Annotated in this window: 21 protein-coding genes; 12 read left to right on the forward strand and 9 right to left on the reverse strand. The window is 49.0% G+C overall.

Annotation, left to right across the window (positions count from 1 at the left end; all coding sequences use genetic code 11):
• Positions 1-302: 302 nt before the first annotated feature.
• Both ACJJI1_RS06090 and ACJJI1_RS06095 read left to right on the forward strand, forming a co-directional pair.
• The gene (locus ACJJI1_RS06090; protein WP_444958849.1) at positions 303-1,853 is read left to right on the forward strand and encodes an alpha/beta fold hydrolase; all 1,551 of its coding nucleotides are present in this window, start codon (positions 303-305) and stop codon (positions 1,851-1,853) included.
• Positions 1,854-1,982: 129 nt separating this feature from the next.
• The gene (locus ACJJI1_RS06095) at positions 1,983-4,721 is read left to right on the forward strand and encodes a M1 family metallopeptidase (RefSeq protein WP_444958850.1); all 2,739 of its coding nucleotides are present in this window, start codon (positions 1,983-1,985) and stop codon (positions 4,719-4,721) included.
• Between the two features lie 96 nt (positions 4,722-4,817).
• Here the strand turns inward: ACJJI1_RS06095 and ACJJI1_RS06100 are convergent, their stop codons facing one another.
• The 3 genes from ACJJI1_RS06100 to ACJJI1_RS06110 all read right to left on the reverse strand — a co-directional run bounded on the left by ACJJI1_RS06100 (position 4,818) and on the right by ACJJI1_RS06110 (position 8,683).
• Positions 4,818-5,402: an HdeD family acid-resistance protein gene (locus ACJJI1_RS06100; protein ID WP_444926145.1), complete on the reverse strand. Its 585-nt coding sequence runs from the start codon at positions 5,400-5,402 to the stop codon at positions 4,818-4,820.
• Positions 5,403-5,797: 395 nt separating this feature from the next.
• Positions 5,798-7,111 carry an omega-aminotransferase AptA gene (gene aptA / locus ACJJI1_RS06105; RefSeq protein WP_282930904.1) on the reverse strand — a complete coding sequence of 438 codons (1,314 nt, stop codon included), beginning with the start codon at positions 7,109-7,111 and terminating at the stop codon, positions 5,798-5,800.
• Positions 7,112-7,237: 126 nt separating this feature from the next.
• A complete protein-coding gene (locus ACJJI1_RS06110) occupies positions 7,238-8,683 on the reverse strand; it encodes an NAD-dependent succinate-semialdehyde dehydrogenase (protein ID WP_444958851.1) in 1,446 nt (481 codons plus the stop codon).
• A 161-nt stretch (positions 8,684-8,844) separates the two neighbouring features.
• Between ACJJI1_RS06110 and ACJJI1_RS06115 the strand changes: the two genes are divergently transcribed.
• The 9 genes from ACJJI1_RS06115 (at position 8,845) to ACJJI1_RS06155 (ending at position 15,887) form a co-directional block, all read left to right on the forward strand.
• Positions 8,845-9,765: a LysR family transcriptional regulator gene (locus ACJJI1_RS06115; RefSeq protein ID WP_444958852.1), complete on the forward strand. Its 921-nt coding sequence runs from the start codon at positions 8,845-8,847 to the stop codon at positions 9,763-9,765.
• Between the two features lie 237 nt (positions 9,766-10,002).
• Complete coding sequence (locus ACJJI1_RS06120; RefSeq protein ID WP_282930901.1) at positions 10,003-10,380, forward strand: PH domain-containing protein; 378 nt, start codon at positions 10,003-10,005, stop codon at positions 10,378-10,380.
• Positions 10,381-10,468: 88 nt separating this feature from the next.
• Positions 10,469-10,699: a hexameric tyrosine-coordinated heme protein gene (locus ACJJI1_RS06125; RefSeq protein WP_108734816.1), complete on the forward strand. Its 231-nt coding sequence runs from the start codon at positions 10,469-10,471 to the stop codon at positions 10,697-10,699.
• A 559-nt stretch (positions 10,700-11,258) separates the two neighbouring features.
• Positions 11,259-11,783, forward strand: coding sequence for a nuclear transport factor 2 family protein (locus tag ACJJI1_RS06130; protein ID WP_444906992.1), 525 nt, complete (start codon positions 11,259-11,261; stop codon positions 11,781-11,783).
• 214 nt (positions 11,784-11,997) lie between these two features.
• Positions 11,998-12,459 carry a YccF domain-containing protein gene (locus ACJJI1_RS06135; protein WP_444958853.1) on the forward strand — a complete coding sequence of 154 codons (462 nt, stop codon included), beginning with the start codon at positions 11,998-12,000 and terminating at the stop codon, positions 12,457-12,459.
• A 261-nt stretch (positions 12,460-12,720) separates the two neighbouring features.
• Complete coding sequence (locus ACJJI1_RS06140) at positions 12,721-13,539, forward strand: DUF5694 domain-containing protein (protein WP_444958854.1); 819 nt, start codon at positions 12,721-12,723, stop codon at positions 13,537-13,539.
• Between the two features lie 100 nt (positions 13,540-13,639).
• The gene (locus ACJJI1_RS06145) at positions 13,640-14,569 is read left to right on the forward strand and encodes an alpha/beta hydrolase (protein ID WP_444958855.1); all 930 of its coding nucleotides are present in this window, start codon (positions 13,640-13,642) and stop codon (positions 14,567-14,569) included.
• 213 nt (positions 14,570-14,782) lie between these two features.
• Entirely contained in the window at positions 14,783-15,379 is a 597-nt protein-coding gene (locus tag ACJJI1_RS06150) for a lipase family alpha/beta hydrolase (RefSeq protein WP_444958856.1), read from the forward strand.
• Positions 15,380-15,434: 55 nt separating this feature from the next.
• Positions 15,435-15,887, forward strand: coding sequence for a phosphate-starvation-inducible PsiE family protein (locus ACJJI1_RS06155; RefSeq protein WP_282930894.1), 453 nt, complete (start codon positions 15,435-15,437; stop codon positions 15,885-15,887).
• Between the two features lie 62 nt (positions 15,888-15,949).
• Here ACJJI1_RS06155 and ACJJI1_RS06160 read toward each other — a convergent pair whose 3' ends face one another.
• Both ACJJI1_RS06160 and ACJJI1_RS06165 read right to left on the reverse strand, forming a co-directional pair.
• Positions 15,950-16,708, reverse strand: coding sequence for a TerC family protein (locus ACJJI1_RS06160; protein ID WP_444892256.1), 759 nt, complete (start codon positions 16,706-16,708; stop codon positions 15,950-15,952).
• An 89-nt stretch (positions 16,709-16,797) separates the two neighbouring features.
• Entirely contained in the window at positions 16,798-17,184 is a 387-nt protein-coding gene (locus ACJJI1_RS06165; protein ID WP_444958857.1) for a SpoIIAA family protein, read from the reverse strand.
• A 248-nt stretch (positions 17,185-17,432) separates the two neighbouring features.
• Here ACJJI1_RS06165 and ACJJI1_RS06170 point away from each other — a divergent pair, with 248 nt between their 5' ends.
• On the forward strand, positions 17,433-18,716 hold the full coding sequence (locus tag ACJJI1_RS06170) for a class-II fumarase/aspartase family protein (protein WP_444958858.1): 1,284 nt from the start codon (positions 17,433-17,435) through the stop codon (positions 18,714-18,716).
• Positions 18,717-18,757: 41 nt separating this feature from the next.
• Here the strand turns inward: ACJJI1_RS06170 and ACJJI1_RS06175 are convergent, their stop codons facing one another.
• The 4 genes from ACJJI1_RS06175 to ACJJI1_RS06190 all read right to left on the reverse strand — a co-directional run bounded on the left by ACJJI1_RS06175 (position 18,758) and on the right by ACJJI1_RS06190 (position 22,079).
• Positions 18,758-19,066: a putative signal transducing protein gene (locus ACJJI1_RS06175; RefSeq protein WP_444958859.1), complete on the reverse strand. Its 309-nt coding sequence runs from the start codon at positions 19,064-19,066 to the stop codon at positions 18,758-18,760.
• A gap of 98 nt (positions 19,067-19,164) precedes the next feature.
• On the reverse strand, positions 19,165-19,563 hold the full coding sequence (locus ACJJI1_RS06180) for a hypothetical protein (RefSeq protein ID WP_444958860.1): 399 nt from the start codon (positions 19,561-19,563) through the stop codon (positions 19,165-19,167).
• Positions 19,564-19,821: 258 nt separating this feature from the next.
• Entirely contained in the window at positions 19,822-21,330 is a 1,509-nt protein-coding gene (locus tag ACJJI1_RS06185; protein WP_444958861.1) for an aldehyde dehydrogenase, read from the reverse strand.
• An 86-nt stretch (positions 21,331-21,416) separates the two neighbouring features.
• Positions 21,417-22,079 (reverse strand): fumarylacetoacetate hydrolase family protein, encoded by a 663-nt coding sequence (locus ACJJI1_RS06190; protein WP_444958862.1) that lies wholly within the window; start codon positions 22,077-22,079, stop codon positions 21,417-21,419.
• Positions 22,080-22,204: the final 125 nt, after the last annotated feature.

Below are 22,204 nucleotides of genomic sequence, written 5' to 3' on the forward strand. Positions count from 1 at the left end.
GCTGAAGCCCTCCCTAGCTGATTAGCGAAGACGACACAGTACCGGTTTTCACTGATCAAAAAAAGATCAACTTGATCACAAAACGGCTTTTCGCCTGTTTTTGTGTGACCGGAAAGACACAAAATAGATAGCTATTCACAGACAGTTTTCTGCAGCAGATTGCGACATGAAGCGAGACAAACGTCTCAAATTTAGCCCTGTTTACGTACAAAACTAGGATGAACTCCTATAGTACGGGGTCGACCAAGGAGGGAATCCTGGTCAAAAAAATAATAATGATTTCATCAGATGAGAGAAAACTAATGAATACCAAGCCACTACTGGCGCTGCTTGGCGGCGCCCTAATGTCTGCTCATGCCTGGTCGGCACCGGAATATATCGCCGACGTGGATATTACTTCTTTTGACGGTACGGTCCTGGATGCGAACTTATTTATCCCGGAGACGCCTGCACCAGCAGACGGTTACCCCACCGTTATTTTTACCAACAGCTGGGGGCTGGAGAAGCACCAGTACCACTTCCAGGCCAAAGAGCTGGCAGAAAACGGCTACCTGGTGCTCAGCTACTCCACCCGGGGATTTGGGCACTCGGGAGGGCTTGTTGACGTCGCAGGGGATAACAGCCTTAACGATGTGGGAGTCCTGATCGACTGGCTGGAAACCAATTACCCGGTGGGCAAGCTGGGTATGGCCGGAATTTCCTACGGCGGTGGAATATCACTACTGAGTGCCGCCAAGCACCCTCGCGTCGATGCAGTAGCTGCGCTATCCGGTTGGGCAGATGTAGTAGAAGCTTTGTACCCCAATGAAACCGTCAACCTGGTATGGGGCACGCTGCTTGTTACTACGGCCTTCCAGAAAGAGGCCGAACTCGAGCAGGTATGGAGCAACCTGCGCGACGGCGAAAATATGGAACAGGTAATTAATTTCGGTGCTGAGCGCTCCGCAATGAGTTACGTGGACGAAATCAATCAAAACGGCACAGCGGTGTTGCTCTCAAACAATTTCGCCGACTACCTGTTTAAGCCGAATAGCATGACCGATTTCTACTCCCTGCTCGAAGGGCCCAAGAAACTCATGCTAAACCCCGGCACCCACGCGATTACCGAGACTCTTACCGGTAACAATGGCCATATCTGGTCCACCAGTTTCCGCTGGTTCGACCACCACCTTAAAGGCGAGGACAACGGGATCGACACCGAACCCAAGGTGGATATGACTGTGCGTATCAGCAATGAGCTGGAGCAATTCGAGGATTACCCGGTAACAGACGAAAGCACCACCTGGTACCTGCAGCCACGCTTTACCATGTTTAACAATGCAAAAATGGAGAGCGACAAGTACGACGGTTGGAGCTGGAGTAATGAATTCCACGGCGGCTCAGATACCTTTGCAGGCACAGGTATCCCGCTGGTTTCCGATGCACTGGAAGGCTTCGGTATCCCCATTTACGCGCCCATGATCGCTATCAACGGCTACTACGCCATCGAGTACAAATCACCGATTCAGTGGGAAACCCTGAAGATTCGCGGCGAACCCAAACTCGAAATGTGGGTGGAACCCAGCAAAAAAGAAGTGCAACTTAACGTGCACCTCTACGATGTGGGTCCGCTGGGATTGGGACGCCTGATAACTCATGCCCCCATTACCCTGCATTCAGACAAGTCTGGGCAAAAACAAAAGTTCGAAGTGGACTTTTTCACCACCAGCTACGATGTCCCGGTTGGCCACCGTGTAGTATTGGCCATCGATACTCAGGGTTATATCTACCAGAAGCCGGAAAATACCAATTACACCATCACAGTGCCCTACAGCAGTAGCAAGGTCTCTAGCCTGACCGTACCGCACCTGTAGGTCTCCCCACAGAAACCTGGCGTTCACCGCCGGGTTTCCTCCCACCTTCCCCTCAGCCCAACTATTTGCATCGCGTAATTTTTCTCCAAAGCGGTACAATCAGCCTTTTGGCTGAGTGCTCCCCCTACCATGAAAAAGAACATCCCGCTCGCCCTGCTAACCGCGGCCCTGCTCTCAGTAGCAGGTTGTAACCCCGCAGAAAAAGCATCGGAACCAGCAAAAACCAGTACCGCCCAGGAAGTCGAGGCTAAAGGCCTCGATTTTGATAAGGCTCCCGAAGGGCGCCTGCCCGAGGGCACCACCCCCTTGGATTACCAGCTGGAACTGGTGCTGGACCCGCGCAAAGACTCCTTCACCGGCAAGGTGGATATCGATATCCAGCTGGCGGAAGGTGCCCGACATATTTGGCTGCATGGCAAAAACCTGGATGTGCGCGAAGTCTACGCACAGCTCGATGACGGCCGCCAGATTCCGGCCGAATACCGGGAAGTACTGGACAGTGGTGTTGCCGCAGTAGAGTTTGCGGAGAAGATCGATGCGGGCAGTTTCAAACTGCATATCGACTACAGTGCTGCATTTGATCGCAACCTGGCCGGGCTTTTTAAGGTCGAGGAGCAGGGCGATGCCTATGCCCTGGCAAAATCTGAATCGATCCAGGCCCGCAAGTATTTACCCGGTTTCGACGAGCCAGGCCTGAAAGCGCCCTTTACCGTCAGCCTGACAATACCCGAAGGCTACGCAGCGATTAGCAATGGGCCCGAGCTGAAGCGCGAAGCGGCAGGTGACGGCATGGAGAAAGTCACTTTCGCCACCACACCACCGATGTCAACCTATTTGCTGTCCCTGTCAGTGGGCCCCTTTGACCAAGTTGAGCGCCCAGCCATACCGCCGAGCAAGTACCGCAAAGACCCCATACCCCTGCGCGGCTTCGCCCGTAAAGGTCGCGGTGAGGATATGAACTACATCCTCGATATCACCCCCAAAATGGTGGAGACCTTCGAGACCCAGCTGCAACGCCCCTACCCATTCAAGAAGCTGGACATTATTGCCGCCCCCCAGTGGCCCAGTGGCGCTACTGAATTGTCCGCGGCAATTACCTATCGCGAACAGCGTATTCTGGTGGGCGACAACCCCGCTCCCGGCACCCGCCTGGCTCTCGTAGAAGTTCATGCGCACGAAATTGCCCATATGTGGTTTGGCAATCAGGTCACCCCTCCCTGGTGGGACGACCTGTGGCTGAAGGAAGGTTTTGCTACCTGGGGGGAGGCGCTGGCCCTCACCATTATGGAACCTGAAGAGGGGCACGACCTCAACGCAGCGACTTATGCGATCGGCGCCATGCAGCTAGACTCCCTGGCCAGCACCCGCGCCATTCGTGAGCCCATCGCGGACAACAACAACATTCGCAACGCCTACGATTCGATCACTTACTCGAAGAGCCTGGGCGTTATCCACATGGTGGACACCTATTTCGGAGCGGAAAACTTCCGCCCGGCACTGGGACGTTACCTGGAAACCTTCTCCGACAGCGTGGCCGACTCACCACCCTTCTACAAAGTGATCGGCCAGGAAACCAACACCCCGGAACTGACCGAGACTTTCCGCAGTTTTGTCGAGCAAAAAGGGGTTCCACAACTGGATATCTCCATGGACTGCAATAGCGACGGCAAGGCCTCGCTAGTGGTTCAGCAGAGCCGTTACAAGCCACTCGGCTCCCCTATCGCCGACGCCAGCGATAAATGGAGCATCCCCTTCTGCTTCAGCACCGATAGCGGCGTGCAGCAGTGCCAGATCCTGACTGAGGCAAGGGAAACCCTGGAGATTACCGGCGGTGCCTGCCCAAATTGGGTAATGCCCAATGCTCAGGGCAGCGGCTACTACCGCTGGAACCTTCCCAAGACGCAGTGGCAGGCACTGATTAAACAATTTGCCCTGTTCTCTGCCACTGAGCAGCTGTCCATTATCGACAGCGCCTTCTCAGCTTTCGAGGCCGGCAATCTCACTGCGGCACCACTGCTGGAAGTAGTGCGCAAATCCGCAGTGGCGGACAAGCGCCAGGTGATCACCATGCCACTGCGCTACCTGCAGAAGTACCGGGATAATTACCTGGGTGAATCCCAGCGCTCTGCATTCCTAAATTTTGCCCAGAACCTGTACCTGCCGATACTAAATCGCAGCGCCAATAGCAGTGATAGCGACCAGCAGATGCTGCACAGCGACCTGCTAACCTTTATGGCACAAGTTGCAGAAGATCCTGACTCGCGCAAGCAGTTACAGGAAATGGCAACCGCCTTTACCGGCTTTAAACAGGAACGGGATGCGAAGGCGTTAAGCTCTGACCTATACCAGGCAGCCCTGAGTGTGGCAATACAGGATGCGGGGGAGGATTTCCTCGCACACCTGATCAAAGTCCGCGCCGAGCTGGATGATCCCCGCTTTGAAAATGCCAGTGCCAATGCCATCGGTACCAGCAACAATCCCAAGCAAGTGGAAACCATTCAAGCATTAGCGCTCAGCGACGAAATGGGGCCGAGAGAATCATTTGGCCTGATCCATTACGCCCTGGCCCAGCCCAGGGTTCAGGAACAGCACTGGGAGTGGCTGCAACAGAACTTTGACAAGGTAGTAGATAAGATTCCGGCCCAGATCCGCCGCCGCACCCCATCACTTGCCGCTGCCTTCTGCGATAAACAGCACCTGGGCGAACTGCAACAACTCTTTGCCCAGCAAGGTGATTTAGCCCCCGGGTACCAGCGCAGCCTCGCGCAAGCCGAGGAGCGAATCCAGCTGTGTATGGCACTGGAGAAAAAAGGCAAAGCGTTAATGGGGGCATTGCCGAAGGCAGTCAATCTCGCCGCTAAGCAATAAAAAACAGAAGCTGTTATTTAAATAGCAATTCGAAAAGGCCGGTATTACTAAGTAATACCGGCCTTTTTTATTACTGAGCGTATTTGAGTTAAACGGTTATGAAGAAGCGGATTTATTATGCTTGCGCAGTCGGAAAGATAACCAGATCAATGGCAGCCCCAAAATAATCGCATAGGCACCGATTACCCAGAGCAACGCCAGAGCACCGGCCCCGGGGCTGACTAAAATTGCAATTCCGAAAATCACCGAGAGAACACCAATGGCGATCAGCAGCCACTCGTTATCAATTTCCTTGCGCAGGCGAACAGCACCGACAATTTCAAAGATACCCCGCACCAGGGCCCAGGCACCGATAAAAATCACCAACACTAAAGCGGTAACCTGCGGGAAAATAAAAGTCACAATTCCCGCGGCCAAACTGATCAGCCCCGAGACAATCAACCACCACAGTGGAGTGGACTTATGCCGCCCCATCACCGCCGCAACCAGGGAAAAAATACCATCCAGGAAAGCGTAAACCCCAAAAAGCAACACCAGGGTCAACAGGGACAATCCCGGCCAGACAAAAGTCAGCACGCCAAAAATCACCGCGACAATACCGCGCAGCAGGAGTAGCCACCAGTTTGCAGACAACACCTGCAAAATAGGTCCGGTCGCCAGGGGAGGAGTGTCAGCGGACATAGAAAAGTCCCCAGGTTGAGTAACTTTCCATATTGAAGAGTCCCTTACCATCAGGGAATTGAATTTTTCCCCGGCGGTTTTTAAAGGCAGCCTACGAGCGCGGCCAGGCAGTCGACTCTGCAAAGACTGTGACCGCGCCGCAGACCACTATTTTCAGTGTAGCTCTAAACGACAATAGGGAAGTTACGCAAACTGCCCTGCGGGTCATGAAAGGAGAGGAAGGGAGAAAACTAATAAGGCAAGACTGCACTCGGGACCGTATGAGGCATGGATGCCGATTATGAGTTTACAGGGATGTATACACGGAGCGTCTCGAGAGAAGTATATTCTTTCCTTCTGACACAAGAGTAATTTGGAGAGAACGGCAGCCCGTTCGGGCTGCCGCAATAGCATAATCAGGCCAGAGCGCCGATCACACCACGCAGTTTATCCACGACAGCATCGATCTCGTGCTTCTCGATAATTAGCGGTGGGGACATACACAGGGCATCGCCAATACCTCGGGCCATCACTCCAGCTTCCCAGGCCATACCAGAGACTTTGGCTCCGTATTTCCCTTTCAGATCCTGCGGCGCGCGCAGCTCAATAGCGCCGACCAAACCGTAATTGCGCACATCGATCACATTGTCCAGGTCAGCCAGGCTGTGTAAGGCATTTTCCCAGTGCTGGCCAATTTCACCGGCTGCGCGGGTCAACAGGCCTTCGCGCTCGTAAATATCCAGAGTCGCCATACCCGCAGCACAGGCAACCGGATGTGCTGAGTAGGTATAACCGTGGAAGAATTCCACCGCACCATCGGGAGCCGCATTCATCACGGTTTTATAAATTTCGTCGCTGACAAATACCGCACTCAAGGGCACTGTGGCATTGGTAATCCCCTTCGCGGAGGTGATCATATCCGGGGTTACGCCGAACTCCGTGGAGGCAAATGCAGAACCGGTACGACCCCAGCCGGAGATGACTTCATCAAAAATCAGCAGCAGGTCGTGCTTATCACAAATTTCCCGCAGGCGTTGCAGGTAGCCTTTGGGAGGCAGTACCACACCGCCGGCACCGGCAAACGGCTCAACAATCACAGCGGCAATCTGGTCGGCACCGTGGAAAGCTACCAGTCTCTCCAGGTCTTCAGCCAACTCAATACCGTGCTCCGGCAGGCCACGACTAAATGCATTGCGCTCAATGTCCAAGGTGTGACGCATATGGTTGGCTTTCACCGGCTGGCCGAAACCCTGGTAGTTGGGAGGAATACCGCCCACAGAAATACCGCCGAAGTTTACTCCGTGATAACCCTTCTCACGGCCGATAAACATAGTGCGAGTGCCCTTGCCGCGTACACGCTGGTATTGCAGGGCAATTTTCAGGGCGCTCTCAACTGCCTCGGAACCGGAATTACCGAAGAACACATGGTCCAGGCCATCGGGAGTGTGCTTTACCAGACGCTCGGAATACTCAAAACCCAACTCGTGACCAAAATTAAAAATAGAGCTGTAGTCGAGTGTTTTTGCCTGCTGGTAAATTGCCTCTGCAATTTCAGAACGACAGTGGCCCGCATTGCTGCACCACAAACCCGCAGTCGCATCAATAACTTGGCGACCGCCTTTCTCCGTGAGATAAATCCCCTCGGCGTGCTCCACAATTCTCGGTGCAGACTTAAAGGTGCGGTTGGGGGTAAACGGCATCCAGAAAGCATCGGTTTGCATCTCAGACATAGTATTAATCTCCGCAAGTTCCCTGAAGTTTCAAACTCTTAATTAGGGGAGCCACAGGCTCCCGAAAATCTGTTCGAGCGCTTGTCACCTAGGACAAGCGCAGGCCAGTTGTGTTCAGACCCGGACTCAGGCCCCGAAACAGCAATATTTGGTCTCGTAAAATTCGGCCATACCCTCGACACCGCCCTCGCGGCCAATGCCGGACTCTTTAACACCACCGAAGGGTGCCACAGTGGTGGAGAAAACCCCGGTGTTACAGGCAATCATGCCGTAGTCGAGCGCCTCTACCACACGATTGGCTCGGCGAATGTTTTCACTCATCACGTAAGCCGCCAAGCCGTAGGGCGTTTCATTGGCACGGCGAACCACATCTTCCTCATCGGAAAACTTCTGTATCGCCGCCAGAGGGCCAAAAATTTCCTCCTTGGCGATACGCATGGTATCGGTAACTCCAGTGAGGATGGTTGGCGCAAAAAAGTTATCGCCATTGGCCAGCTGCTCACCGCCAATTTCAATTTTTGCTCCGGCCTCAACCGCGTCCTGTACCAGCCCCTGAACCCGGTCCACAGCCCTGCGGAAGATCATCGGGCCCATATTGACCCCTTCCTCGGTAGCGTGGCCGATCTTCAGGGCGGCAACCTGCTCGCGCAGCTTTTCCACAAACTGATCGTGCACGGATTCGTGCACGTAAATACGGTTGGTGGCCACGCACACCTGGCCCGCATTGCGGAATTTGGTCGCCATACAGGCGCTGACTGCGGTATCCATATCCGCATCGTCAAATACGATAAATGGCGCGTTGCCGCCGAGCTCCATGGACATTTTTTTCACGGTGCTGGCGCACTGGGACATCAACAGCTTGCCCACGGCAGTGGAGCCGGTGAAGGTGAATTTGGCCACACGGGGATCTTGGGTCAGAACCTTGCCGATACCCGGAGCATCACTGCCGGTAACTACATTGATAGTCCCCTTGGGCAGGCCCGCTTCTTCCGCTAACTGGCACAGTGCCAGCGCAGATAGTGGCGTCTCCAGGGCCGGTTTGATCACCACAGTACAGCCCGCCGCCAGTGCCGGACCCGCCTTGCGGGTGATCATGGCATTGGGGAAGTTCCAGGGAGTAATACAGGACACCACTCCCACCGGCTGGCGGATGGTATTCAGGCGCATAGCCGGGTTGTGAGTCGGGATTGTTTGGCCGTAGGCCCGGCGGCACTCTTCCGCGAACCACTCAATAAAGGAAGCCCCGTAGATAATCTCACCTTTCGCTTCCGCTACCGGCTTGCCCTGCTCCAGGCTAAGGATCATTGCCAGGTCATCGCTGTTATCCACGATCAGCTGGTACCAGCGCTTGAGAACCGCAGCTCTCTCACCGGCTGTACGGCGGCTCCAAGCGGGGAAGGCTTCACTGGCAGCCGCCACCGCCGCCTCGGCATCCTCTGCGGTACCGTCGGCCACACGGCCCAGCAACTCGCCATTTGCCGGGTCACATACATCTACAGTGGCGGCAGCGTCACGCCATTCGCCCGCTATATAGTTCTGAAATTTCAACAGTTCCGAATTTGCAAGTTTCACAGGGAAATTCCTAGTAAATAGATGTTATTAGTAGTATGCGGCGATTCTGGCCGCAGCTGACGGAGGAGAATAGTAGTATTTTTCCAACTAAAGTTTATATTTATCAAACTTTAATTATATCTACAGCCAGAAACCATCTCAGCGCCCCAGGAAGTGCAGCTATGAGCAAAACCAAAAACGCCCTGGGTGGCCGCCTCAGCGATATGGATTTGCGCCTGCTGCGCGTCTTCCGCGAGGTTGTGCGCGCCGGAGGCATCACCCCTGCCGAAGTCACCCTGAATATCAGCCGCTCCACGATCAGTGTGCATATCTCCGACCTGGAGACACGGCTGGGTATGCAGTTGTGCTTACGCTCTCGAGGCAGAGCCGACTTCAAACTGACCCCGGAGGGGGAGGCCTTGTATCGGGCTATTTTGGAGCTCGATGGGCACCTGGATACCTTCAAAAGCCAGGTCAATGCAATCCAATCCCAACTCACCGGTACCCTGCGCCTGGTAATGCCCGACGATGTATTGGAAATACCGCAACTGAACTTGCCCGGAACTATCACCCAACTGCGTGAGAAGGCCCCGCAACTCCACCTGGAAGTACAACTGGCCGCCCCTCAGGAACTCGAGTTGGAAATCCTCGCAGGCCGCGCCGATATCGGTATCAACCCCCTGCACTCACGCCGACCGGGGCTGGAGTACCAACCCCTGTTTTATCACCAATCGATTCTCTATTGCAGTAACAGCCACCCCTGTGCCCAGGTGTCAGCTATTGATGAGGAGCTACTCACCCAGCAGGAGTTAGCTGCGCCCAGTCATACTGTTCTCTCTGGTGCGGCGCACCTGTATCGATTGTTTCCCAAGCGATCCACAGCCAACCATATGGCGGCCAGGTTGGCGATGATACTTTCTGGGTGCTTTGTGGGTTTCCTACCGGAATACCTAGCCCGCAGATATGTCGGGGAAGGAACCCTGCTCCCCCTGCTGCCGGAGAAGTTTCACTACCAAATACAAAATGCTGTCACCTTCAAAAAAAGTGCAACAACTCATCCCGCTGTGCAGCTTTTTTTGGAAGCCTTGCAAATCAATAGATAGATATACCCACTGCTATTTATCCCTAGTGATACTGAAATAATCGAGTCAAGAATCCAGTGAATAGAGAGATAAGCATCTCAAAAATTACCAACTACTTATGATCGATCCTCTATTGTGGAAGTTGTCATAATAATTAAATAAATTTAAACATAAAAACACAACCAAAAAGCAAATCATCTGTAACTTAATGCGCCACAGTGGTAATCTCCTCCTCCAATAGAATTACAGGGATAACCCGTGATAGATTTTAAAAACTCACCAGTATTTAAACTCAAGCCTATAGATATCTCTGAATCCAGGGATGACTTTAATAAGTTCCTGATCGAGGGGGAGTTTATTTTTGCAGGTTTTAAAACTATTCGCGATCAGGTAGTTTTCACCAACAAACGCATTATTGCCGCCAATGTTCAGGGTATCACGGGCTCAAAAGTAGACTACACCTCTTTGCCTTTCAGCAAGATCCAGGCATTCTCTGTTGAGACCGCTGGCACTTTTGATCTGGACTGTGAAATAGAAGTTTATTTAAGCGAGATCGGTAAGGTAAGGTTCGAAATAAGAGGTTCTTTCGATCTTATTCAGTTCAACAAATATATTAGCCAATACATATTGGACTGATATCAACCCTTAGTAAATATACAAAATAACTGGGGCTCAGCAGCCCCCACAACTTTATTAATCAACCCGATAGTAGAGAGGGATGTCCATGTCGCAAATCTGGTTAGAAAGCCTAATTACTGAAAATGCACAACAAGGCTTTGAACTTGCAATGAAACTATCCAGGATGGGAGTTAAATACACCCAGCCTTCAGATGAAGTACGGGGTAAGCTGAGGTCCGCCTATGAGGAAAATGCAGACAGCCTGATCGCCTCCTCTCAGGTTGTTGCCATTAACTTCCAAACCGTTGCAGCAGCCAATAATTACTGGCGCGGCTAAAGGGTTAAGAATGCGTTATCTTTGTAGAACGGGTAACGCATTCGAGGGAGCCTCTGAATAACTCCGTAATGCCTCTGCGGGCCTTGAAGGCTGCAGATGTTAGGCGCAGCTCGCCGCGAATGGCCGTAGCCCTTGGCAAGAGCTGCAACGCAGCAGCTGTAGCCTTCAAGGCCCGCCCTTCGGGGCTCGCAGAGCGATTCACACTCCGCGTTGCGACTTCTTGAAAGGTCTAGACATTCCTGCGAAGCCGCGCCTTGATTGTGAACCGCTCTGCAAGCCAGAGGTATCACGGAGTTATTCAGAGGCTCCCTAGATCTGAAAACACTCAAACAATTTCCCTTCATCTCCTCCTCAATAATTTATGATCTTTTAGCACTACAAACACTCTGATTCTGTACTAAAAATTAGCCATCACTATAGGTAGCTGCGAGATCGTCATATTCACTGTTGACGCTCTCGACCTTATTGATATTTATAAACATCGAGATACTGTCTTTGGCACAAGATGGATTAACTCAACGACCAGTAATATTGCGCCTCAAATGGGAAGGTGGAAGAGATGGAATACAATGACGATGAAAAGTACTTAATTCAACTTTGGGAAACCCATACCGAGGCCGAATTCGATCTAAAAGATGCCGATGCCGCAATTGCTACCATGACCGAAAATCCCGTATTAATTCATGTACCGGTTAATACCGGCGCAACGGGAAAAGAACCCCTGCGAAAATTTTATAGGGAAATATTTATTCCTCAAATGCCAGCGGATATAAATTTACAGCTTCTTTCCCGCACCGTGGGCAAAGACAGCTTAGTGGATGAGTTTATTCTTCACTTTACCCATTCTATTCGTATGGATTGGTTCGCACCTGGTATCGAAGCAACAGGGAAGAAGCTATCAGTCCCCCATGTGGGAATTATTAGCTTCTCCAATAGAAAAATCAGCTCTGAGCATATTTACTGGGACCAAGCGACTGTCTTGGATCAATTGGGTATATTGCAGTCAGGTCTACCGGTAACAGGAAGTAGTCAATGTCATCGTTTGCTAAATAGTAATGCTCCGGCAAATGAGCTGATACCGTAACCTTCATACCCAAAGGGCAAAATCCAAGCCAACATCCAGACTGACCAACTGGTCACGCTCAGGCTGAGGAAAGTATCCATAACTGAATCTAAAACGTGAGGACTTGCGTCTAACTACTGTAATTTAAATAAATGATATAGCGATTAGGATTTGCGGTAACATCAGTAGATTACCGTTTTCACTAATATATTTTACCGAATTGGTAGGGGTAGTTATGCGAACACTTGGAAATTTCCTCTGGTTTATCCTTGGCGGTGTCATTATGGGACTCTGCTGGTGGTTTTGCTCGCTGATTGCCTTTATCAGTATTATTGGTATTCCCTGGGGAAGAGCCTGCTTTGTAATCGGCAAATTTTCCTTTTTGCCTTTCGGTAAGGAGGCAATTTCCCGAGAAGAACTCACACTGCGCGGTGATATTGGGACAAGTGGCTTTGGTCTAGTCGGAAATATTATCTGGTTCCTATTGGCTGGTATCTGGCTTGCTATTGGCCACCTTCTGCATGCTATTGCCTGTTTTATTACCATTATTGGTATACCTTTTGGTTTGCAGCACCTTAAGCTTGCGGAAATTTCACTCTCTCCGATAGGAAAGACTATTGTCAGCAAGGAAGTAGCCCATTCAGCTAAAATGCGTAATGCAGATGTTGAAGTGACCAGATTAAGAAGTGGTACTTAAGTAAACATACATTAACAATGATACCGTACCAACTTGGGGCTATTAATAAAATAGCCCTGAACTCTCAAGCCTCATCGTATTAATTCGATCATAAAAACTTTCAGATCAGATAAATCACTCTATTTATTTTGTTATAAGTAGATACAATTAATTTATAGTATTCAATTTTGAATCCATCCATTAATATCAAATTCAGAGCTATTCATTTCGTACGGCAATTAGGCAACCTATAGAAACTAAATGATAAAATAAGGATATTTAATGAAAAACATAGCAAGACAAATCTCTGGCTCAATTATACTTTCTTTGGGGCTTATTGGCATGGGTGCCTATGCGGAGCCAGTTAAAAGTACAGAGCCCGCACAGGTTATGCTTTTTGGTAGTTTTCACTTTAGCAACCCCGCTAAGGATATGGTGAAAACACAAGTTATTAATGTTTATACCGAAGAAAATCAAAAGTATTTGGAAGACTTATCCTCACGGATTGCCACTGACTCACCAACACATGTTCTTCTGGAATGTCACACCAATGACGAAAGCAAAATGAACCTTCGCTTTGCCAAATATATAAAAGGTGAGCATAAGCTAAATATAGGAGAAAGCGAACAACTGGGATTTAGGGTAGCCAAGAAGGCGGGCTTATCAAAAGTAAACTGCTATGATTCGGATCAGGATCTTCCTTACGGCGAGCTTTTATCCTATCTGGAGAAGAGTTCTCCCAAGAGGAAAAAGTTGATAGATGATTACCTTGAAGCCTGGGGAAAACGCTTCAATGACTTGTATGCCTCATCAACCTTGGAGCAAGCTCTTGATAAACACAATGACCCCGCCGAAGACAAAGTAAACCTAGGCTCCTATATAATGCTCAATGATGTTGGCCAAGGTGATAACTTTATTGGGGCCGATCTATCCTCCAAATGGTGGTCCAGAAACTTCCGTATGTATGCCAATATCCAAGCCGTCGCCCAACCGGGTACCAAAGTTTTCGTTCTTGGTGGACAGGGGCATAGCTCTATAATGAGACCGATGCTCGAATTGGATAATCAACGTGAAACTTGGGATGTCCGCAGTTATTTCTAAAGAAGTCTCAACACCAAAGTCAGCCCCTTAGGGGGAGGAGCCCTGCCACTGGTTTTATAGATAGAGTAGAACTTTATCTACACCCCAAAGGCAGGGCGCTATGGATATTTATAAGATCTTATTATTCGGTATTCTTTTCAGTCTAATACCACCGTGTACAGCTGAAGAAGCTCCTAAAGAAGTACAAGTATCGGCAGGAAAGCTTGAAACACTGCCCTCCCTGACACAGGAAGGGCTTGCTGAACGCCCTATTCGTGTATGGCTGCCTGATCAATATCCCACACAAAAACCCTATGCAGTCCTTTACATGCACGATGGACAGATGCTGTTCGACAGTAAAACCACCTGGAATGGCCAGGAGTGGGGCATGGATGAAGTCGCCTCTCGGTTAATAGCAGAAAAAAAGGTACGTCCCTTCATAGTTGTCGCTATCGATAACATTGAGACACTTCGCCACGGTGACTACTTCCCTCAGAAAGCCCGAAGTTTTTTACCTAAAGAAGCTTCACAGATTCAACATCCATTTAACCAAGCCGAATTGCGCGGGGATCTTTACTTACAATTTTTGGTGACCAAGGTTAAATCCTATATTGATATTCATTACGCTGTGAGCAGTGATTCCAGCGACACTTTTATTGCCGGCGCGAGTATGGGGGGATTGATCTCACTCTATGCGGTCACAGAGTACCCCGAAGTGTTCTCTACGGCTGCAGCTATATCCACTCATTGGCCAGGGATTAACCCCGACGACACACTACCGGTAGCTGAGGCTATTCGCGACTATCTAGAGGCAAATTTACCTAAGCCTGGAAGTCACCGGTTTTATTTTGACCATGGTACAGAAACCCTGGATGCTTATTACCCACCTCTGCAACGGGCTGTGGATAAAATTATGCGCCAGAAAGGGTATTCCTCTTCAAATTGGCAAACCCAAGTATTTGAGGGTCATGCCCATGATGAGAAGTCATGGAATTCTAGACTCGACGAAATATTAATATTTTTGCTTGGAAGCCCTCAAGCAGACGCTTGAATTATTTTTCTATTTCAGATACCGGCATCTATATAAATAAAAGACATAGTTGCCGGCATTCCAACTTATCCCTTAAGACTACTTTGCTACTTTGTGGTATCCAACAATAGTTATGCAACTACACTTCACTATCAAGCTTACAATAGTTTTTGGCAGACAAATAACTATTGCGATTGAAGCCTTTTCTAACGCATCACTTCTTCTGCGACAAGAATGAAACGTAAAAGCCGAACTGTTATTTTAATACCTGGAATTTTTGATCGAGGAACCTCCTTACTTAGAATACAGCACGAATTAGCTGCCGAAAATTATGACGTACACTATATCCACCTACGCTATAACTCCGGCTGGCATGGTATGGAACACCTATCTTCCCAGCTTCTCGCAAAATTGGAGCATATCGTAGATAAAGAAACTACCTGTACCTTGGTGGGATTTAGCATGGGAGGGATAATCGCACGGTATTATCTACAAGTCCTTAATGGCTTGGAGCGGGTGCATAAATTTATTTCAATCTCCTCTCCCCATCATGGTAGTTATTGGGCAAATTTCCTTCCTTACAAAGGTGGAAAACAATTGCGGATCGGCAGTGATTTCTTACGCGCGTTGAATTTGGGTATTCAAAAATTGGAGGTTACCGAGCCGGCTTCAATCTGGACACCCTATGACATAACCATTATGCCCCATAGCAGCGCTATCCTGGGCTTGGGAGCATCCTACAAAGTTCCAGTAATACTACATCGAATGATGCCGCTAAGTAGCAAGGTAATTTCATTACTAAAACAGGAAATTAAATCAGGATTGGATTAAGAAGCTCACTGACAGAAACCAGCTTTAATTTTATGAGTTTAACGAGAAGTAAGGCATGGACAGCCCAGAAGAAAAAACTTCGATTACAGATAAGGCAATTCACAACTACTATCGAAAATTTGAAAGTCTGATTGCCTTAATTTTGACTTTTATTATTGTTGTAATCGTAATAGTCGCGATCAGTCGCCTGGGATATTCAGTATACAATATGCTGCTGGTGGGAATGCAGGACCCTCTGGACCATAAAGTATTTCAAACGATATTTGGCGAGATTATTACTTTACTGATTGCACTGGAATTTAGCCATACACTTCAATATGTAGTTACACGTCAACAAAGTATTATTCAAACCAAAGTTGTCGTACTTATTGCTATTCTGGCTTTATCCCGAAAATTTATTATTTTAGATCTGGATAAGGTCAATGCTGGCGAACTTTTGGGATTATCTACTGCCACTCTCGCACTGGGCCTTACTTACTTAATATTGAAGCTTAAAAATAGTAACTAAGGGTACTATTGCAAACCAGACAGTAATCCGGGGTGGAGGAACACCTCCACCCTCTCACTATATTAACTATCTTCACGTAGAGCGTGATGTAACCTTACCGGTGGGGTCTTACGGACTTTCTTGCTGCGCATACGCAAATTGAGGAACTCCACAGCCATTGAAAACGCCATGGCAAAGTAGATATATCCCTTAGGTACATGGACATCAAACCCTTCAACCACCAGAGTTAAGCCCACCATAATTAAGAAGGATAGTGCCAGCATTTTCACGGTAGGATGACGATCAACAAAATCCCCGATTGGTTTAGCCGCTACCAACATAACGATTACCGCCAAAATAATCGCTATTGCCATGATTGAGATCTCGTCGACCAATCCGACAGCGGTAATTACAGAATCCAAGGAAAAGACAATATCCAATAGTGCAATTTGTAGTAGCACCATCCAAAATCCCGCACTGCCGAGCGAGGATGCACTCTCCTCTTCGCCCTCGAGACTATTGTGAATTTCATGGGTAGCTTTAGCGATTAGGAACAGCCCTCCGCCAACCAAAATAATATCGCGGCCTGAAATTTCCATGCCATAGATGCTAAATAGTGGCTCGACCAAGCCCATAATCCATACAATAGAGAAAAGCAGAGCCAACCGGGTCACCATTGCCAGGGTAAGACCAATAAAGCGCGCGGGCTCTCTCTGTTTTGGAGGCAACCGTCCAACCAAAATGGAGATAAAGATAATATTATCGATGCCCAGCACTATCTCCAGCGCCGCCAACGTGGCCAATGCTATCCAGGCCTCAGGGCTGGCTATCCACTCAAACATACGGTCTAATCCTTATATAATTTATTATTTAATAAGCCTTTAATGGACAAATACTTTATTTTTCTATTCTGGCTTTACCACTTCAAAATCTAGGTATCTTCCTCCAGCCAAGCTTTCGCCTCAGTTTCTGATTCAAATGTTCGATATTCACCACCAATAAACCAGCTACCTACTTTTCCGGCGGCTTTTAGCCAGCGTTTATCTGAAAGTACGGCAACCCGGTTAAACTCCCGGCCGTATTCAATACCCAACTTAAAATCATCCCAAGCCGCCCGAGGCTCCCACCCCTCCAATTCTCGAGCATCCATAAATACGTTTATCTTTGGGTGCTCAACTTTTTCTATTGCTGCGGTCAACATTGGTACCATGGTTTCGTAATCATCATAGGTCAACTTACCACGGACCTTCACAGTAAGGAAAATATAATCGGATTTCTGTTCCAAACCGATAGACACACCATGGGACGTAACAGTCATAAAGTACCTATAAATATTTGATGAATTACGGCAATTTCAGCCCTCTACAATTGAGCATACCGTAACTTTCCGACATTTATTCCAAAACTTGCAACTCAACCAGTACAGTAGACAACTGTAAATTAATCTTAGTTATTTGATTTAACACCTATAGTTATGATTTAAAACCTCAAGGGCAAATCTTTAATATGACTCCCCTGTCACCCATAGATTCACCTCTATTTGGTAATGCCTTTGTAGAGCCTCGCATGAGGAAGATATTCAATTTTCAAAATTATTTGCAATCCTGTATCAATACCGAGGTAGCGCTGGCCAAGGTACAGGCCTCTCTCGAAATTATTCCTGACTCCGCCGCTAAGAGCATTGCCAATACTGCTGAGAACTATATTCCAGATCTGGAGAAATTACAGAAAAATACAACATTAATTGGTTATCCGATATTACCTTTAGTTGAACAATTAGCGAAACAGGCGGGAGATGCAGGTCATTATCTGCACTGGGGTGCAACTACGCAGGATATTATGGATACTGCAACGGTGCTACAAATACGCAGCGGCATAGAGTTGATTGAATCACAAGTTAAAAAAACCATAACTGCATTATTAAGTCTAGCAAAGAGGTACCGCGATATACCCATGGCGGGCCGTACTCACTTACAACAAGCCATCCCCATCACTTTCGGCTATAAAGCTGCTGTCTGGCTTAGTAGCCTGGATCGCCACCTGGATCGCCTTTCTCAACTGAGATCTCGAGTGCTGGTGGTTCAGTTTTCCGGAGCTGCTGGGACACTGGCATCCCTGGGGACGAAAGGGCTAGCGGTGCAGCACGCACTGGCAGAAGCACTTGACCTGGAAGTTCCAACTATTACATGGCACTCATGCCGAGATGGCTTTGCAGAAACAGTTCAAACACTGGCACTAATATGTGCTAGCTTGGCTAAGATTGCTGTAGACGTATCTGTAATGATGACAACGGAAATAGCGGAAGTCGCTGAACCTTTTACCCAGCATCGCGGCTCATCCAGCACAATGCCACAGAAGCGCAACCCCATCTCTTGTGAATTGATTAGTGCTAGCTCAAAAATGGTTCGTGAGCACGCCGGATTGATGATTGATGCAATGGCTGTCGACTTTGAGCGCGCTACTGGACCATGGCACCTTGAATGGCAGGCAATCCCTGAGAGCTTTGCCCTGACTTCAGGATCGCTCTCACAGGCAAATTTCATGTTGACAGGACTCGAAGTATATCCGGATAAGATGAAAAGAAATTTAGATTTATCCAGGGGGCTAATTTGCGCAGAGGCAGTTATGATGACCCTGGCTCCCATAATAGGACGGCAAACTGCACACGACTTAGTTTATGATGCCTGCAGGCAGGCAGTGAATTCCAATAACTCTTTAGCAAACATACTCAAGGAAATACCACAAATAAGGAAAATATTAACTGATAAGAAAATAAAAGATCTGACAAATCCTGCAAATTATCTTGGGTCGGCACCAGAAATGGTAGACAAAGTTGTGAATAATCGCTGAAAACGTTAATTAAGAACTACATAGAATTACCTAATTATGCACTAGTCAGAAATAGGCCTAGATTCACCACACTGCCAGCAGAAGTCAAAAGCTGCACCATTATCCTCACCACAAGCAGTGCATAGCCAATTTTTTTGTTCCGATTCAGCTTCAGCAAGAACCTGCTGAGCGCGCTCTAAATCGCGATCCCGCTCCAACCACAATTCTGGCCAAACCTGGTTGGGTGCTAATTCACCAGTAGCCCCTTGGGCATATTCATTTTTTAATCGTGTTTTTATTCCCGCAACTTCAAGTCGACTCTTTGCCAACTCAACCAATAAACGGTTTTCATGGGTATAAATGAGTTTCATAGTAAGTAGTACCAAAAAATGGGCTACTCAGAGTACCTATCTACCATCCTGCAAACAATGGCTTTACCGATTGTAAACAACAGACCACTCATCTATTTCTAATAGGAACCCACCCGATCACAGTGATCAAAATCGCAGTATCGATCTTCTCCAACTGTAATTACCTCCAGAATCGATTCAACGGAGTCTATGGCAGATCGACTGTTTAATAGTATTCGGCCGGATCGATTGGCAATATATTCAAGAACTACTTTCCCTTTGATATTTCGATGCTCAGCAATTTTCTGTCCTTTTCTGACTTGATCACCGCGGTTAACATAAAGCCTGATCCAATCTCTCTGTCGCTGCTTAAGATTATTTCCCCGGGCCGCACTAGCATATATTTGCTCAGCACCGATTAGTCCCACAATTTCTCCCAACACTGGAGATTTCGTAGTCTGGGCATAAGAAATATTGCTGGCGCACAAAACAACAATAAGGGCAAAGATCTTACTCAAACCTGCACTCCTAACCGCCGTCCAACCTAAAAACTAGAACCACAAGCCTACAAATGACGCCCCAAACTTTTTCTGAGGCAATAAGTTAGGTATAGCTGACTAGATAATTCGCGCCAGCAGGCTCTCTGTACGCCAGGTTACTGACTGGTGGGGAGAAGTGGGTGCGGAGTCGCTTTCACGAGAGTTAAGGAGCTATAGTAGAACTGACTCACTAGCGAGTAGAAACTAATAGGGGACCGACACTCGGCCCCCTGGGATTCAACTCAGGTCAATCCAGGTGGACTTGAGTTCACAGTACTTATCCAGCGCGTGTAGCGACTTATCGCGGCCATTTCCAGACTGCTTAAAACCGCCAAATGGTACGGTGATATCACCGCCAAAATAGTTATTTACCCAAACAGAGCCGGCGTATATATCCCGGGCCATACGGTGGGCACGACCTAAGTTATTGGTCCAGATACCCGCCGCCAGGCCGTAGATTGAGTCATTGGCAATGGCGAGTGCTTCTTCCTCTGTCTCGAACTCGATAACAGACAGTACCGGGCCAAAGATTTCTTCACGGGCGATCGTCATGTCACCGGTGACACCGCGAAATACCGTTGGCTCATAGTAGTAACCGCCTGCTACTTCATCTACCGGTTTGCCGCCGCAAACCAATTGCGCACCCTGCTCCAGGCCCTTGGCCACGTAAAATTCAACCGTATCAAACTGGCTGCGATCGATCAGGGCACCCATGCGGGTACTTGGATTTTGAGGATGCCCGGGCTTAAAGCACTCTGCCGCTTTAGCCACCTTTTGAATAAACTCATCAGCAATAGATTTTTCAACCAGCAGACGCGATCCGGCGGTGCAGGTCTCCCCCTGGTTGTAGAAAATGGCAAGGGCCGCCGCTTCTGCCGCCTTATCCAGATCTGCATCGGCAAATACAATATTCGGGCTTTTACCGCCGAGCTCAAGGAAAGTACGCTTGAGGTTGGACTGACCTGAGTACTCGGTCAGGGTTTTGCCTACTTCGGTAGAACCTGTAAAGGTCAGGCAATCGATATCCATATGCAGGCCCAAAGCTTTACCCAAGCTACTTCCCGGCCCCGGTAGCACATTTAACACGCCATCCGGCAGGCCCGCTTCCTTAGCCAGGCCCGCCAGCTTAATCGCTGTCAGCGGTGTGTTAGACGCGGGCTTCAGAATAACGCTGTTGCCGGTGGCCAGGGCCGGCCCCAGTTTCCAGGCGGTGGTGGATAAAGGGAAGTTCCAGGGCACAATGGCGGCCACCACCCCCAGGGGCATACGGGTAACCAAGCCCAGCTCACCGGGGCCGGTCGGGGCCACTTCATCGTAAATCTTGTCGATTGCTTCACCGCTCCAGCGAATCGTAGTGGCCGCTCCAGGGACATCCACGGCCATGGTATCGCCAATCGGCTTACCCGCATCGAGGCTCTCGAGCAGGGCAATTTCCACCAGATTCTCTTCAATCAGCTCTGCAAAGCGCACCATAATTTTTTTGCGCTGCATTGGCGGCATTTTCGACCAAACACCAGACTCGAAGGTTTCCCGAGCCACCTTTACCACCAAGTCCGCGTCATTTGGACCGCAACTGGCAATTTGCGCCAGCTCTTCACCATTTGCGGGATTAAAAGTGGCGCGAGTTTCACCGGAGAGAGCATCGGCATAGCTGCCATTGATAAAGGCACGACCCTCGATCTTCAGTGAGGCCGCCAGAGCCTGCCATTCCTGCAGGTTTTGGGGGATATTATTTTTCGCTGACATGACACACCTCATTTAATTTGGAGATAGTTTTCCCGGTTATATCGAAAATGTGATCACAAATCAAAGAGTCGTATCATAGTTGCGAATTAAGCAACCTGCGTTTCCACACGCAGCCAATCATCTTCCAACTGCATCGCCAGATTATCGCCGTGGTGTAATTCGCCCACTCCCGCCGGTGTGCCCGTCAAAACCACATCACCGGGTTCGAGCGTAAAGTAACTGCTGACATAGGCCACCAGATCGAGAATTGGTGTCAGCATATTTTCGGTTTTACCCTGCTGGCGCAGTTCACCGTTCAGCCATAGGGAATAGCTGAGCTTGTCCCAGTCCGGCAACCAATCGAGTTTCACAAAGGGAGAAAGAGGGCATGACTTATCGAACCCCTTGGCCTTTTCCCAAGGATGTCCCGCTTTTTTCAGCTTCGTTTGGAGGTCGCGCAAAGTTAAATCCAGGGAGAGGCCCAAGCCAGCAATGGCCCCAGGGACTTCTGCCACGTTGGCATTACTCAAGCGCTTACCAATCAACAAGGCAAGCTCCCCTTCAAAGTGGCAACTGCCACGCCCCGTTGGTAAATGGATGGTTTCTACCATAGGTACCGCAGCTGTTGCCGGCTTGATAAATAGCAGGGGTTCTTCTGGCACCGGATTATTTAACTCCGCCGCGTGGTCTGCGTAATTGCGCCCCACACAGACAACCTTCCCCAAACCAAACGGTACTTCACTGCCACAGGTAAATTGATGTTGGTACATAGATAAACAAGATAGTTAGGATAGAAATTTCGAATAAAGCCTTGGAGGCTGCATGTGCTATGATCGCGCCTTCGCCAAAATTGCGGCACCCCCGAAGAAGTGATCTAAGCACTTTGCACCTGTTA

Source organism: Microbulbifer maximicatervae (SeqCode), assembly GCF_052467065.1.